Origin of the sequence: Mesorhizobium calcicola, assembly GCF_042682105.1 — a bacterium.
Classification (GTDB): Bacteria; Pseudomonadota; Alphaproteobacteria; order Rhizobiales; family Rhizobiaceae; genus Mesorhizobium; species Mesorhizobium calcicola.
Genome location: NZ_JBHUGY010000042.1, coordinates 19,300 through 32,359 on the forward strand (window position 1 = coordinate 19,300; position 13,060 = coordinate 32,359).

Consider the following 13,060-nt stretch of genomic DNA (forward strand, 5'->3'; position numbering starts at 1 on the left):
GCCGCCCGTCGACCCAAGCAAGATCCCGAAGAAGTGGAGCCGGTTTCGGAAAAGATCATGCTCGGACAAGACCGGCGGGCGGCCAGGGAAGTTCGGCTATCAGGGCAGGGTCTTACCCGGATAGGTCTGCTGGAAGCGGTCGAGAATGGCATCGCCATTCTTGACCAGCGTATCGAGGCCTTCCTGGACGCTGACCTTGTTGGCGAAGATCGCCTGCATCTGCGTGCCGAACTCGGCGCGGATCTGGGTGAAGTTGCCCAGCCGGATGCCGCGGGTGATTTCGGTCGGCTCGGAAGCGGTCAGGCTGGCGATCGCGGTTTCACGGCCCTTGAAGGGCGCCTTGTCATAGAAGCCGCTGGACTTCATGTAGTCGAAGCCCGACTTGGTCACCGGGATGTAGCCGGTGTTGGTCGACCAGAACAACGCGGTCTTGGGGTCATGGATGAAGTTGAGGAACGCGGCCGCGCCCTTGTATTCCGCATCCGACTTGCCGGAGAGAACCCACAGCGAAGCGCCGCCGACCAGCGAATTCTTGCGCTCGGTGCCGGCATAGGCCGGCAGTTCGGCGACACCCCAGTTCATGCCTTCCTTCTGGGTCTTGCCGACGGTGCCGTGATCGCCGACCGAGGTCATGATGACCTGGCAGGTGCCAGAGGCGAAAGCCTGGACCATGTCCTGGCCGAGATCCTTCGACTTGATCTTGATGAGGCCGGCGTCATACCACTTCTTGAGGTCGGTGACGTACTGGACGAACTTGGTCTTGTTGACTTCCAGACGCGCGTCGAGGCCATCATAGCCGTTGTTCTTGGTGGCGATCGGCTGGTTGTGGATGGCCGAGAACTGTTCCATCAGCTGCCAGCTTTCGTTGGCCGAGATGTTGATCGCCATCGGGCATTCGTAGCCGGCTTCCTTCATCGCCTGGAGGTCGGCGCCGACATCTTCCCAGGTCTTCGGCGCTTCGGTCTTGCCGATCTTGGCGAAGGCGTCCTTGTTCCAGTACATCAGCGCCGTCGAGGAATTGAACGGGAACGACAGCATCTCGCCCTTCGAGGTCGCGTAGTAGCGCGCGATACCGGGGAAATAGTCGGCGTAGTCGATCTTGTAGCCGTTTTCTTCCATCAGCTTGTCTGCCGGCTTGTAGGCGCCCGACAGCATCATCGTGGCGGTGCCGACATCATAGACCTGGACCACGGCGGGCTGCTTGCCGGCGCGGAAGGCGGCGATGGTGTTCTGCAGCGTGGCGTCGTAATTGCCCTGGCTGGTGCAGACGACTTCATAGTCGGACTGCGAGGCGTTGAAGTTCTTGCAAAGCGTGTCGACGACACGCGCGAGGTCGCCCGACAGGCCGAACCAGAAATCGAACTTGGTGGGCGCGGCAGCCGCTGGCAGCGCCATGGAAACGCTGATTGCGCCGGCGGCAAGAGCCGCCAGGCCATTTTTGATCATCGACATGAATCTCATTCCCTGTTGAGTGGCTCGTTTCAAGGATCGTTGCGCAGGTCCCCGGGGCCGTCTCTTAGAGAAAGTATGTGACAGTTCTGTTGTGCCTTTTCAGGCCTGTGGACAGCCCGTCTCTCCTCCCTCGACGGCTTGCGCCGACATGAAATGAAACCGTCATATCGGCGCCCCAGGTACCTAGGGCGCCGAAGACTGGCGGCAAGGCCGCTGTAGTTAACCGGCTAAGATAAGCCAAATGCTTGTCTCGCCGTTGTCGCATGGTGTGACGGTTCGCACCCGCGCCCGCACTGGGTATGAACAGAGCCTAGCTTTCGGGCTTGAGCGCTGTCTCGACCAGCCGCTTGGCGTCCGGCCCCGACCATTCGGCCGGGCCGTTCATATGGGCGATCAGGCAGCCTTCGCCGTCGATCAGCATGGTGACGGGAAGGCCGAGCGCCAGGCCGCGCGACTTGAGATCGTTGAACAGCGCCATCGTCGAATCCCGGTAGTAGCCGAGCGTCTTGACGCCGATCTCGCTGAGGAACTTCTTCGGCTTCACATCGTCGCCGGCATCGACATTGACGGCGACCACCTGAAAGACGTCGCTGCCCTTTTCCTTCTGCAGCGCGTCGAGCGCCGGCATTTCGGCGCGGCAGGGCGCGCACCATGTCGCCCACAGATTGAGCAGCACCGTCTTGCCGACATGGTCGGCCATCGTCATCGGCCTGCCGTCCGGCCCGTTAAAGGCAAGGTTCTTCAACGATTGCGGCGGATCGGCCGGCAACAGCGCGGCGACCTCGCCGGTGGCCGCGGCCGCGATCTTCCTGGCGCGGTCGCTCTTGGCGGCGCAGGCGACATCGTCCTTGCTGTCGCCGACAGCCACCTGGCGCTCGGCGTTATTGCCAGACCGGCTCTCGCTGACATATACCGCGACCGCGCCGGCCAGCGCGCCCGCCACCAAGGCAGCGAGGATCAGGCGCGGGGCCGGGAAGAATCTATTACCGTCTGCCATTTTCTCAAAACTGCTCCGAAGCACGGGTTATAGCCATGAGCGATAAGAAGACCAGCAACCAGATGTGGGGCGGACGTTTTGCCTCGGGTCCGGCCGCGATCATGGAAGCGATCAACGCGTCGATCTCGTTCGACCGCAAACTGTATGCGCAAGACATTCGAGGCTCGATCGCCCATAGCGAGATGCTGGCGCAAACGGGCATTATTTCGGCGGGCGATCAAGAAAAAATCGCTCACGGGCTGAACACGATCCTGAAAGAGATCGAGGCCGGCACATTCGAGTTCTCGACCCGACTGGAAGACATCCACATGAATATCGAGGCTCGCCTTGCCGACCTGATCGGGCCGGCGGCGGGCCGGCTGCACACCGCCCGCTCGCGCAATGACCAGGTCGCGGTCGACCTGAGGCTGTGGGTCAAGGACGAGTGCTTTCGCGTCGCCGAGGCGTTGAAAGGGCTGATCAGGGCGCTGCTGGAGCGGGCCGAGGAGCACGCGGCGACCGTGATGCCGGGCTTTACCCATATGCAGGCGGCGCAGCCGGTGACCTTCGGCCATCACTGCATGGCCTATGTCGAGATGTTTTCGCGAGACCTGTCGCGGGTCCGCGACGCCATCGAACGGATGGACGAAAGCCCGCTCGGGGCCGCGGCACTTGCCGGCACCAGCTTCCCGATCGACCGTCATGGAACCGCAAAGGCGCTCGGCTTCCGCGAGCCGATGCGCAATTCGCTGGACAGCGTTTCGGACCGCGATTTCGCGCTGGAGTTCCTCGGCATGGCGGCGATCTGCGCCACGCATTTGTCGCGACTGGCCGAGGAGATCATCATCTGGTCGACGCCGCAATTCGGCTTCGTCAGGCTGTCGGACAGCTTTTCCACCGGCTCGTCGATCATGCCGCAGAAGAAGAACCCCGATGCCGCCGAACTGGTGCGCGGCAAGACCGGCCGCGTCAACGGTCATCTTGTCGGCCTGCTGACAGTGATGAAGGGCATGCCGCTGACCTATGGCAAGGATATGCAGGAAGACAAGGAGTCGGTGTTCGATGCCGCTGAGACGCTCGACCTGATGCTGGCGGCGATGACCGGCATGGTCTCGGACATGACGGTCAACGCAGCGGCGATGAAAAAGGCCGCCGGCTCCGGCCACGCGACTGCGACCGACCTTGCCGACTGGCTGGTGCGCACGCTCGGCCTGCCGTTCCGCGAGGCGCATCATGTCACCGGCCGGGCGGTGGCGCTGGCCGAAGAGAAGAAGGTGGGGCTGGAAAAGCTTTCGCTGGAAGACCTGCAGTCGATCGATGCCGGCATCACGGCGGACATATTTTCGGTGCTCGCGGTGCAGAACTCGGTCAAGAGCCGCACCAGTTTCGGCGGCACCGCGCCGTCGGAAGTCCGCAAGCAGATCCGCGGCTGGAAAAAGCGCATCGCAAAGGCGTGATGCCGGATATTGCGACCAGCAATACCCCGGATATTGCGACAGCAATATCCGGGGTGCAATACGCTGAGAACTCGGCTAAAAGCGGCGGCTGGCAAAAGTTTCGGACGGATGGATCGATGACCGGAAGCAGGATTTTGGTGACGCTGACGCTGCTGGTGGCGATTGCGGCCGTCTCGGCCTGCGGCAGGAGGGGCGGCCTCGATACGCCCTATGAGGCAGCCGTCCAGGCACGCAAGGATGCCTCGAAAGCGCACCAGCCCGTGCCGCCGGAGCCGGAAAAACCGGTCGTGGACAAGAAGTTCTTCCTCGACCCGCTGATCTAGAGCCGATGGCACCCGGGTTAGTCCCGGTCTCATCGTGCTCCAACTTTCCGGAACCACTCTCGTGAACCATTTCGACTACCGCGACGGCGTGCTGCATGCCGAGGACGTGGCGATCCCTGACATCGCCGCACAGGTCGGCACACCGTTCTACTGCTATTCGACGGCCACCCTGACCAGGCACTACCGGGTCTTTGCCCAGGCCTTTGCCGGGCTCGACGCCTTGGTGTGCTACGCCATGAAGGCGAATTCCAACCAAGCTGTCCTGCGGACGCTGGCCAGGCTCGGCGCCGGCGCCGACGTGGTGTCGGAAGGCGAATTGCGCAGGGCGCTGGCCGCCGGCATCCCGGCAAGCAAGATCCTGTTCTCGGGTGTCGGCAAGACCGCGCGCGAATTGGACTTTGCCCTTGCCGCAGGCATCCTTTGCTTCAATGTCGAATCCGAGCCTGAACTTGAGCTGCTGTCGGCGCGTGCCGCGGCACTTGGCAAGGTGGCGCCTATCTCGCTGCGCATCAATCCCGATGTCGACGCCAAGACCCATAAGAAGATCTCCACCGGCAAGGCCGAGAACAAGTTCGGCATCCCGTGGCAGCGGGCGCGTCAGGTCTACGCCCGCGCGGCACAGCTTCCCGGCCTCAAGGTCACCGGCATCGACACCCATATCGGCAGCCAGATCACCGAGTTGCAGCCTTTTGACGACGCCTTCGCCCTGCTTGTCGATCTGGTCGGCGCGCTGCGCGCCGATGGCCATGCCATCGAGCATGTCGATCTCGGCGGCGGCCTCGGCATTCCCTACCGCGTCGACAACAACCCGCCTCCCCTGCCCGACGCCTATGCGCAGATCGTCAGGAAGCATGTCACCAAGCTCGGGCTGAAGGTGATGTTCGAGCCCGGCCGGCTGATCGTCGGCAATGCCGGCATCCTCGTCTCCGAAGTGATCTTCGTGAAAGAGGGCGACGCCAAGAACTTCCTGGTCGTCGACGCCGCCATGAACGATCTGATCCGGCCGACGCTCTACGATGCCTTCCACGACATTCGGCCGGTGGTGCAGTCGCCGGCCGACACGCCGCGCATGATGGTCGATGTGGTCGGCCCGGTCTGCGAGACCGGTGACTATCTCGGCCTCGACCGCGACCTGCCCAGGCTGAAGGCCGGCGACCTGATTGCCGTTTCCACCGCCGGCGCCTATGGCGCGGTGCAGGCCGGCACCTACAACACCCGCCTGCTGGTGCCGGAGGTGCTGGTCGACGGCGACCGGTTCCACATCGTGCGCCCCCGCCTGACCTATGACGATCTGATCGGGTTGGATTCGGTACCCGACTGGCTCGCATAGCCGCTGCCCGGTCCGAAACTCCCGGACGGCGGCGCTACAGCCGGTTCTGGATGAGCGCCCTGGTGTCGGCGATCCTGTCCTCGTCGCGGCGGTAGAACGTCCATTGCTTGATGCGCTTGGCGCGCAGCAGGCCGGCCTGGGTGAGCACGCGCATATGCTCGCTGAGCGTCGCTTGCGTGATACCGAGCTTTTCGGCGATCAACAGCGCGCAGACGCCGTCCTCGACCAGATCGCCGTCGGCCTGGCGTGGGAAATGTGCGCGGGGATCCTTCAGCCAGTCGAGGATCTGCAGCCTGCGCTCGCTGGCGATCGCCTTGAAGACATCAACCTCTTGCATTTAGCCATTTTGCCAAGTTACTAATTGCTGTCAATCCCAGGGAGATCGCCCATGACGAACGGCAACACCGTCACACGCGAACGCATCGCCGCGATGGAACCGCGCATTCGGCCCTATGTGCGCCATACGCCGGTGTTGCGCGTCGACATGGCCGACTTCGACCGCGCACCGCTGGCGGTCGACCTGAAGCTCGAATGCCTGCAGCATTCCGGCTCGTTCAAGGCGCGCGGCGCCTTCACCAACCTGCTGGAGCGCGCGGTGCCCAAGGCCGGTGTCGTCGCCGCATCGGGCGGCAACCATGGCGCCGCGGTCGCCTATGCGGCCATGCGGCTTGGCCACAAGGCGACCATCTTCGTTCCCGAAGTGAGCCCGCCGGCCAAGCTGGAACGGATCCGCAACTACGGCGCCGAGCTGATTGTCGGCGGCGCCCGCTACGCCGAGGCGCTGGCCGCCAGCGAACGCTTCGCCGAGGAAACCGGCGCCTTGCAGATCCATGCCTTCAACCAGGAGGAGACACTGGTCGGCCAGGGCACGCTCGGGCTGGAAATCGAGAGCGACCTGCCTCGGATCGACACGCTGCTGGTCGCCGTTGGCGGCGGCGGCCTGATCGGCGGCATCGCCGCCTGGTTTGCCGGCCGCATCCGCATCATCGCCGTCGAGCCGGAGGGCGCGCCCACGCTTTACCGCGCCTTCGAGGCCGGCCACCCCGTCGACGCGCCGGCTGAGGGCATCGCCGCCGATTCGCTGGCGCCAAAGCGCGTCGGCGAAATGATGTTCCCGATCGCCGAGGCCTTCGTCGAACGTTCGATCCTGGTCAGCGACGACGACATCATCGCCGCGCAGAAGGCGCTGTGGAACCGGGTGCGTATCATATCCGAGCCGGGTGGTGCGGCCGCCTTCGCGGCGGTCCTGTCCGGGCGCTATGCGCCGGCGCCCGGCGAACGCGTCGCCGTGCTGGTCTGCGGGGCGAATGCGAACCCGGCAACCTTCTGACTGCAACCATCACGGCCGGCTTCACGTTTTTTCAAACTGCCTCGCCTTTGCCGTGTTTGCTGGTATTCTTCTGACTCGTGAGGCTTGGGCTATCCTGCCCGCCCCATGGAAGGCCGATGACGCAAAGACCCACCTTCAGCAGCGATCGCGGCCTGGCCGGGCGCCTTGCCTTGAGCCGGCTGGCGACGCGGGTCTCGATGATGGTCGAGCGTGGCTGGCCGTTGCTGCTTCCGCTCGTCATCATCGCCAGCCTGTTCCTCAGCGTCTCCTGGCTCGGCATCTTCTCGCGGCTGCCGGACATGGTGCGTATCGGCCTGGTCGCCGCGTTCGGCGTGGCGGCATTGGCCGCGCTCTATCCGCTGCGCTTCTTCCGCATGCCGGGCGCAGCCGAGGTCGACCGCCGGATCGAGGCGGCCAACAACTTGCTGCACAGCCCGGTGCTGGTGCAGACCGACCGGCCAAGCGGCAGGGAAAGCAGCTTCTCGCAAGCGCTGTGGCGCGAGCACCAGAAGCGCATGGCCGGCAAGCTCGACAGCCTTGGCGCCGACCTGCCGCGTACACGTGTGCCCGAGCGCGACCCTTGGGCGCTGCGCGCGGTGGCCGCACTTCTGCTCGTCACCGCCTTTGCCTTCTCCTTCGGTCCGACGGGCGGCAGGATATCTGACGGGTTCAATGCCCATGGCACGCACGATGCCGTGCCGCCGCGCATCGACGCCTGGGTGACGCCGCCGGCCTACACCGGCAAGCCGCCGATCTTCCTGACGGCCGACGCCAACCAGACGACGCCGACCTTCACCGTTCCCGAAGGCAGTGACGTGTCGCTGCGCGTGACCGGCGGCTCGGGCGAGGAAACGCTCGCCTATGCCGACAAGAATGGCAATTCCCGCGCCATCGATCCGGCCGGCCCGCTGGCCACCGCCAAGCCGGCGGCAAGCCCGGCGACGCCGTCCAAGGTGCGCCAGTTCACCGGCAAGCTGACCGGCGACGGCACGCTGACGCTGACGTCAGGCGAGAACTCGCTCGGCCGTTGGGCCTTCGCGGTCATGCCGGACAAGCCGCCGCAAATCGGCTTCGTCGGCGAGCCGAAGCGCGCCGCCAACGGAGCCTTCGAACTCAACTACCAGATCGACGACGACTATGGCGCAGCCAACGCCAAGGCGGTTTTTGCGCTCGCCGATCCGCAGGCGCCCAATGCGCATCCGCTCTATGGTCCACCTGAAATGCCGCTGTCGCTGCCGCGCCGCGGCGGCAAGTCGAACGCCGCCAGGACGACGAAGGACCTGACCGAGCATGTCTGGGCCGGCGGCAGCATCAAGCTGACGCTCGTCGCCACCGACGATGCCGGGCACACCGCATCGAGCGTGACCAAGACGCTGCTGATGCCGCAGCGGCCGTTCGCCAATCCGCTGGCGCGGGCGGTGATGGAGCAGCGTCGCCTCCTGGCGCTCGACGCCAATGCCAAGCCGCGCGTGCTCGACCTGATGGACGCGATCACGCTGCGGCCCGAGGACACGTTCGACAACATGTCCCACTACCTCGCCATCATGAGTGCCCGCAGCCGGCTGAAGATGGCCGTCAATGACGACCAGTTGCGCAATGAGGTGTCCTATCTCTGGGAAATCGCGCTCGGCATCGAGGAAGGCAATCTCTCGGCCGCCGAAAAGCGGCTGCGCCAGGCGCAGCAGGCACTGCAGGACGCCATCAAGAACGGCGCCAGCGACGCGGAAATCGAAAAGGCGATGAAGGAACTGCGCGAGGCGATGAACCAGTTCCTGCAGGAATTCGCCGAACGCGCCAAGCAGAATCCCAACGCACCGCAGATGCAGCAGAATGGCCAGGAACTGCGCCAGAGCGATATCGACCGCATGATGGACCAGATCGAGAACCTGGCGAAGTCGGGCGATCGCGACAAGGCGCAGCAATTGCTGTCGCAACTGCAGGACATGATGAACAATCTCCAGGCCGGCCGACAGCAGCAAGGCGGCCAGCAGGATAGCGAGATGCGCCAGCAGATGGACAAGCTCGGCGAGATCCTGCGGCGCCAGCAGGAGATGATGAACGACACCTTCCGCATGGACCAGATGCAGCGCGGCGAGCGCCAGCGCGGACAGAACCGCGACGAGCAGCTCGGCCAGGACAGTGAGCAAGGTCAATCGGGCGAAAACGGCAAGCCCGGCGAGGATGGCCAGCCGAAGCCGATGACACCACAGGAATTCGCCGATGCGCTGAAGCAGCTGCAGCAGGGCCAGGGCCAGCTGAAAAGCGACCTCGAACAACTGAAGAAGGGGCTCGAAGGCATGGGCATGGAGCCCAATGAGGGATTCGGCGAGGCCGGCAAGTCCATGGGCAATGCCGAACAGGCGCTCGGCGAAGGCGACGGCGACCAGGCGGTCGGCCACCAGGGCCGGGCGCTGGAAGCGCTGCGCAGGGGAGCCAAGGACATGATGAAGCAGATGCAGGCCATGCAGGGCGACCAGGGCGGCAGCGAGGAAGGCGGCCGCCAGCAGAACGCCGACCGTGACCCGCTCGGCCGGCCACGCGCCAGCCAGGGCCCCGACTTCGGCGATTCGGTGAAGGTGCCGGACGAGATCGACGTGCAGCGCGCGCGCCAGATTCTGGAAGCGATCCGCAAGCGGCTCGGCAATGCGCTCAGCCCCGACATCGAACGCAGCTATCTGGAACGGCTGCTCGAGCTGAAATAGGGATTGCAACCCCGCCTCCAACCTGCCCGAAAACCCTCTCGAACGGTTGCAGCACCATGCCGAAACTTGGCACTGTCACGCCCATCCTGCGCATCTTCGACATTGCCAAGGCGCGTGAATTCTATGTCGGCTTCCTCGGCTTCGAGGTGCAATGGGAGCATCGCTTCGACGACAACGCGCCGCTTTACATAGCGGTCGGCCGTGACGGTTGCGTGCTGCATCTCAGCGAGCACCACGGCGATGGCGCGCCTGGCATTGCCGTGCGCATCAAGGTCGAGGACATCGCGGCACTTCATCGCGAACTGATCGGCAAGAACTTCCGCTTCGCCAGGCCGGGCCTGGAAGAGACGCCATGGAAGAGCCGAGAGGTGTCGGTTGCCGATCCGTTCGGCAATCGGCTGCATTTCTACGAGGATGCGACCGGCTGAGTCTTCGTTTTGTGCATGTCGTTATCCCAGCACCGCTGCGCACTTTTGGGGGACATCCACTAAATCTGCCTGTTGACGAACGCCTCGCGGATTGCCTCCTGCATGCCGTCGATCGCCTCGCCGGAGGCATTCGGGTTGCGATGCATCACCACATTCGAAGCATCGATGTCGCCGAACCCGTCCGCGGACGTCAGTTCGCGACAGCCGGCCGGGATGTTGCTGCGTGAGATAGGCGCGATAGCCAGCCCGGAGGTGACGGCGAGCTTGAGGCCGCCGGTGGTGTCGCTCGTATAGGCGACACGGTAGGCAAGACCGCGCTGCTCCAGCGATTTGACGGCAAAATCCTTGCACCAGCCGGCCCGGTTGTAGAGCGCGATCGGGACGGGCCGCTCCTCATGCATGTGATGCAGGGTCGATGTCACCCACACGGTCGGATCGTGCATAAGCACCTCGCCGCCGGACGGATCCTGCCATTCGAACACCACGCACAGATCGAGTTCGCCGGCGGCGAGCGCCGCTATCTGCGCTCCCGAATGCGCATAGCGCACGGTGACCTCGACCTGTGTGTGGCGTTTCGAAAAAGCGCCGAGCGCGCGCGACAGGATGGCGTGGCCATATTCCTCCGGAATGCCGATGCGCACCGGCCCGCCCAGCGGCGCCGCCGCCATCGACGCCGCCGTCTCGTCGAGCAGCGAAACGATGCGGCGAGCGTTGACGATCAGTTCGCCGCCGCGCCGTGTCAGCGCGACGCCGCGCGAACCGCGCTCGAACAGGCTGTCGCCGATCAGGTCCTCCAGCTTCTTCATCTGCATCGACACCGCCGACTGGGTGCGGCCTGCCTGCTCGGCCGCCCTGGTGAAATTGCCGGCCTCGGCAACAGCCACGAAGGTGCGCAGGAGGTCACTGTCGAGGTTCGGTCGCATGAAATCCGCCATAAGGGAATTTGATCGCTGATATCATTCCAATTCGTTTGCAACATGTCAAACGCCGGACGATAGTTGCCTCACCCATGGATATGCGGCTGCGAAATCGGCCGCGGACCAATTCGAAGAGTCCTCACTCATGCCCGCTGCCCGAAACGGTGGCGGGTTCTTTTTAGCTTGCGGGGAGCCCGGAAGGCACATGCAGAACCGGATGGTGCTTGGCATCCTGAGCCTGTGCCTTGGCGTGCTCGTTTTCTCGCTGCAGGATCCGCTCGTCAAAGCCGTGTCGAGCGGCTATCCGGTAACCGAGGTGATGGCGATCCGCTCGATCGTCGCCTTGCCGATCCTGATTGTTCTCGTCCACGCCGATGTCGGCTTGCCAGCGATCCTGTCGAAGCGATTCGGCATGCTGACGATGCGCGCCTTTATCCAGTTCACCTCCTATACGGTGTATTATCTGGCCATCGCCGCGCTGCCGCTGGCCGACGCGGTGGCGCTCTATTTCATGGCGCCGCTGTTCATCATGGTGCTGGCCGGGCCGTATCTTGGCGAGCGCGTCTCCTGGCAGACGCTGGCGACCGTGCTGATCGGACTGTTCGGCGTCCTCGTGATGCTGCGCCCCGGTGCCGGGCTGTTCGACTGGGCGGCGCTGCTGTCATTGGGCTCGGCGGCGCTCTACGGTTTTTCGCAGCTGATGGCCCGCAAGATCGGCGATACGGAATCGTCCACCGTCATGGCCTTCTATCAGAACGGCGCCTACCTAGTTGGCGCTGCCGTGGTTGCCGGCGCGTTTCACCTGGCCGGCATCACCCACGCGGTCCACCCGAGCCTGGAATTCCTGGTGCGGCCATGGCTGTCGCCGACGCTGCCCGATTTTCTCAAGATGGCGGCCTGCGGTTTCGTTGCCTCCGCCGGCATGATCCTGCTGTCGCAGGCCTACCGGATGGCACCGGCCAACCGCGTCGCCACTTTCGAATACACCGGCATCCTGTGGTCGCCGCTGTGGGGTTTCCTGTTCTTCGCCGAGGTGCCGCGGTCGACGACCGTGATCGGCGCGGCGCTCATCATCGGCGCTGGCCTGCTCGCCCTCAACTCAGAACGGCGCAAGAGCGCTTCGCCCGTGCTCGCCGCCCCCGATCCGGCCTGATCAGGCGAAGCAGATCAGCGCCCGTTCGACGCGCGCGCGGATTTCGGCCAGCGTAAACGGCTTCTGCACGACATCGAGGATAATGCCGTTCAACTCCTCGGCGCGCTCGCGCTGATCGGCATAGCCAGTCATCAGCATGATCTTCATCGACGGGAAGAGTGCTGCCGCCGCAATCGCCATCTCGATACCGTCCATCTCCGGCATGCGGATGTCGGAGACGACGAGATCATAGCCGCCTTTTGCGGCCTGGATCAGCGAAAGCCCCTGCGCGCCGTCTGCCGCGATATCGATCGCATGCCCGGCGCGTTCAAGTGCGCGGGCGGCCAGGGTGCGGACGGACTCATCGTCCTCGACGATCAGAAGCTTTGCCATGGCCAGCATATTTGGCGGCGAAAAGTTGACTTTTCCTGAAGGCGCGGAGGGTCGGTATGCCTTTTTGGAAGTCGCTCACACATCGCCTTTGACGACGCCGACAAACGGCAGTTCGCGAAAGGCGTGCGCAACGTCCATACCGTAGCCGACGACGAAATAGTCGGGGCAGTCGAAGCCGACATAGTCGGCGTTGAGTGCGGTCTGGCGGCGCATGCGCTTGTCGAGCAGCACGGCGATGGCGCAGCTCTTGGCGCCACGCGACAGCATCAGGTCACGGGTGAAGCTCAGCGTCTTGCCCGATTCGAGAATGTCGTCGATCAACAGCACGTCGCGCCCGGCCACCTCATTGTCGATGTCGCGCAGCACCCTCACCTCGCCGCTGGTGGTGCCGGCGCCGTAGCTGGAAATGAAGATGAATTCGACCTCGGGCGACAGGCCGACATCATGCATAGCGCGAATCAGGTCGGCAGCGAAAATGAAAGAGCCCTTCAGCACCGAGATCACCAGAAGATCGTGGTAGTCGTGGCCGGCAATCTCCTTGGCCAGCTCAAGATTGCGCCGTGCGATCGCCGATGCCGAAAACAGGACCTCGATGTCCTTGCCGCGTACGATGGGCATTG

Annotated in this window: 13 protein-coding genes; 7 read left to right on the plus strand and 6 right to left on the minus strand. The window is 64.2% G+C overall.

Features of this window, described 5'->3' with window-relative positions:
- Positions 1 to 99 precede the first annotated feature (99 nt).
- The gene (locus ACFSQT_RS26915) at positions 100 to 1,452 is read right to left on the minus strand and encodes an extracellular solute-binding protein (RefSeq protein ID WP_379023856.1); all 1,353 of its coding nucleotides are present in this window, start codon (positions 1,450 to 1,452) and stop codon (positions 100 to 102) included.
- A gap of 310 nt (positions 1,453 to 1,762) precedes the next feature.
- Positions 1,763 to 2,449: a thiol:disulfide interchange protein TlpA gene (gene tlpA / locus ACFSQT_RS26920; protein ID WP_379023858.1), complete on the minus strand. Its 687-nt coding sequence runs from the start codon at positions 2,447 to 2,449 to the stop codon at positions 1,763 to 1,765.
- Positions 2,450 to 2,484: 35 nt separating this feature from the next.
- On the opposite strand from tlpA, the gene argH reads away from it, so the two are divergent.
- From argH to lysA, 3 genes are all read left to right on the plus strand, one after another.
- Positions 2,485 to 3,885, plus strand: a complete 1,401-nt coding sequence (gene argH, locus ACFSQT_RS26925) for an argininosuccinate lyase (RefSeq protein ID WP_379023860.1) — start codon at positions 2,485 to 2,487, stop codon at positions 3,883 to 3,885.
- Between the two features lie 116 nt (positions 3,886 to 4,001).
- Positions 4,002 to 4,208: a lipoprotein gene (locus ACFSQT_RS26930; protein ID WP_379023862.1), complete on the plus strand. Its 207-nt coding sequence runs from the start codon at positions 4,002 to 4,004 to the stop codon at positions 4,206 to 4,208.
- A gap of 61 nt (positions 4,209 to 4,269) precedes the next feature.
- Positions 4,270 to 5,538, plus strand: coding sequence for a diaminopimelate decarboxylase (gene lysA, locus ACFSQT_RS26935; protein ID WP_379023864.1), 1,269 nt, complete (start codon positions 4,270 to 4,272; stop codon positions 5,536 to 5,538).
- A 34-nt stretch (positions 5,539 to 5,572) separates the two neighbouring features.
- On the opposite strand, the gene ACFSQT_RS26940 is transcribed toward lysA, so the two are convergent.
- Positions 5,573 to 5,875: an ArsR/SmtB family transcription factor gene (locus ACFSQT_RS26940; protein WP_379023866.1), complete on the minus strand. Its 303-nt coding sequence runs from the start codon at positions 5,873 to 5,875 to the stop codon at positions 5,573 to 5,575.
- Positions 5,876 to 5,926: 51 nt separating this feature from the next.
- On the opposite strand from ACFSQT_RS26940, the gene ACFSQT_RS26945 reads away from it, so the two are divergent.
- The 3 genes from ACFSQT_RS26945 to ACFSQT_RS26955 all read left to right on the plus strand — a co-directional run bounded on the left by ACFSQT_RS26945 (position 5,927) and on the right by ACFSQT_RS26955 (position 9,998).
- On the plus strand, positions 5,927 to 6,868 hold the full coding sequence (locus ACFSQT_RS26945; protein ID WP_379023868.1) for a threonine/serine dehydratase: 942 nt from the start codon (positions 5,927 to 5,929) through the stop codon (positions 6,866 to 6,868).
- Positions 6,869 to 6,984: 116 nt separating this feature from the next.
- Entirely contained in the window at positions 6,985 to 9,570 is a 2,586-nt protein-coding gene (locus tag ACFSQT_RS26950; protein WP_379023870.1) for a TIGR02302 family protein, read from the plus strand.
- Between the two features lie 56 nt (positions 9,571 to 9,626).
- The gene (locus ACFSQT_RS26955) at positions 9,627 to 9,998 is read left to right on the plus strand and encodes a glyoxalase superfamily protein (RefSeq protein WP_379023872.1); all 372 of its coding nucleotides are present in this window, start codon (positions 9,627 to 9,629) and stop codon (positions 9,996 to 9,998) included.
- Positions 9,999 to 10,057: 59 nt separating this feature from the next.
- On the opposite strand, the gene ACFSQT_RS26960 is transcribed toward ACFSQT_RS26955, so the two are convergent.
- Positions 10,058 to 10,921: a LysR family transcriptional regulator gene (locus ACFSQT_RS26960; protein ID WP_379023874.1), complete on the minus strand. Its 864-nt coding sequence runs from the start codon at positions 10,919 to 10,921 to the stop codon at positions 10,058 to 10,060.
- 199 nt (positions 10,922 to 11,120) lie between these two features.
- On the opposite strand from ACFSQT_RS26960, the gene ACFSQT_RS26965 reads away from it, so the two are divergent.
- Positions 11,121 to 12,068, plus strand: coding sequence for a DMT family transporter (locus ACFSQT_RS26965; RefSeq protein ID WP_379023876.1), 948 nt, complete (start codon positions 11,121 to 11,123; stop codon positions 12,066 to 12,068).
- Here ACFSQT_RS26965 and ACFSQT_RS26970 read toward each other — a convergent pair whose 3' ends face one another.
- Together ACFSQT_RS26970 and hpt are read right to left on the minus strand one after the other, a co-directional pair.
- Positions 12,069 to 12,440, minus strand: a complete 372-nt coding sequence (locus ACFSQT_RS26970) for a response regulator (protein ID WP_379023878.1) — start codon at positions 12,438 to 12,440, stop codon at positions 12,069 to 12,071. It abuts the gene before it with no gap.
- Positions 12,441 to 12,515: 75 nt separating this feature from the next.
- Complete coding sequence (gene hpt, locus ACFSQT_RS26975) at positions 12,516 to 13,058, minus strand: hypoxanthine phosphoribosyltransferase (RefSeq protein WP_111544273.1); 543 nt, start codon at positions 13,056 to 13,058, stop codon at positions 12,516 to 12,518.
- Between the last annotated feature and the right edge of the window lie 2 nt (positions 13,059 to 13,060).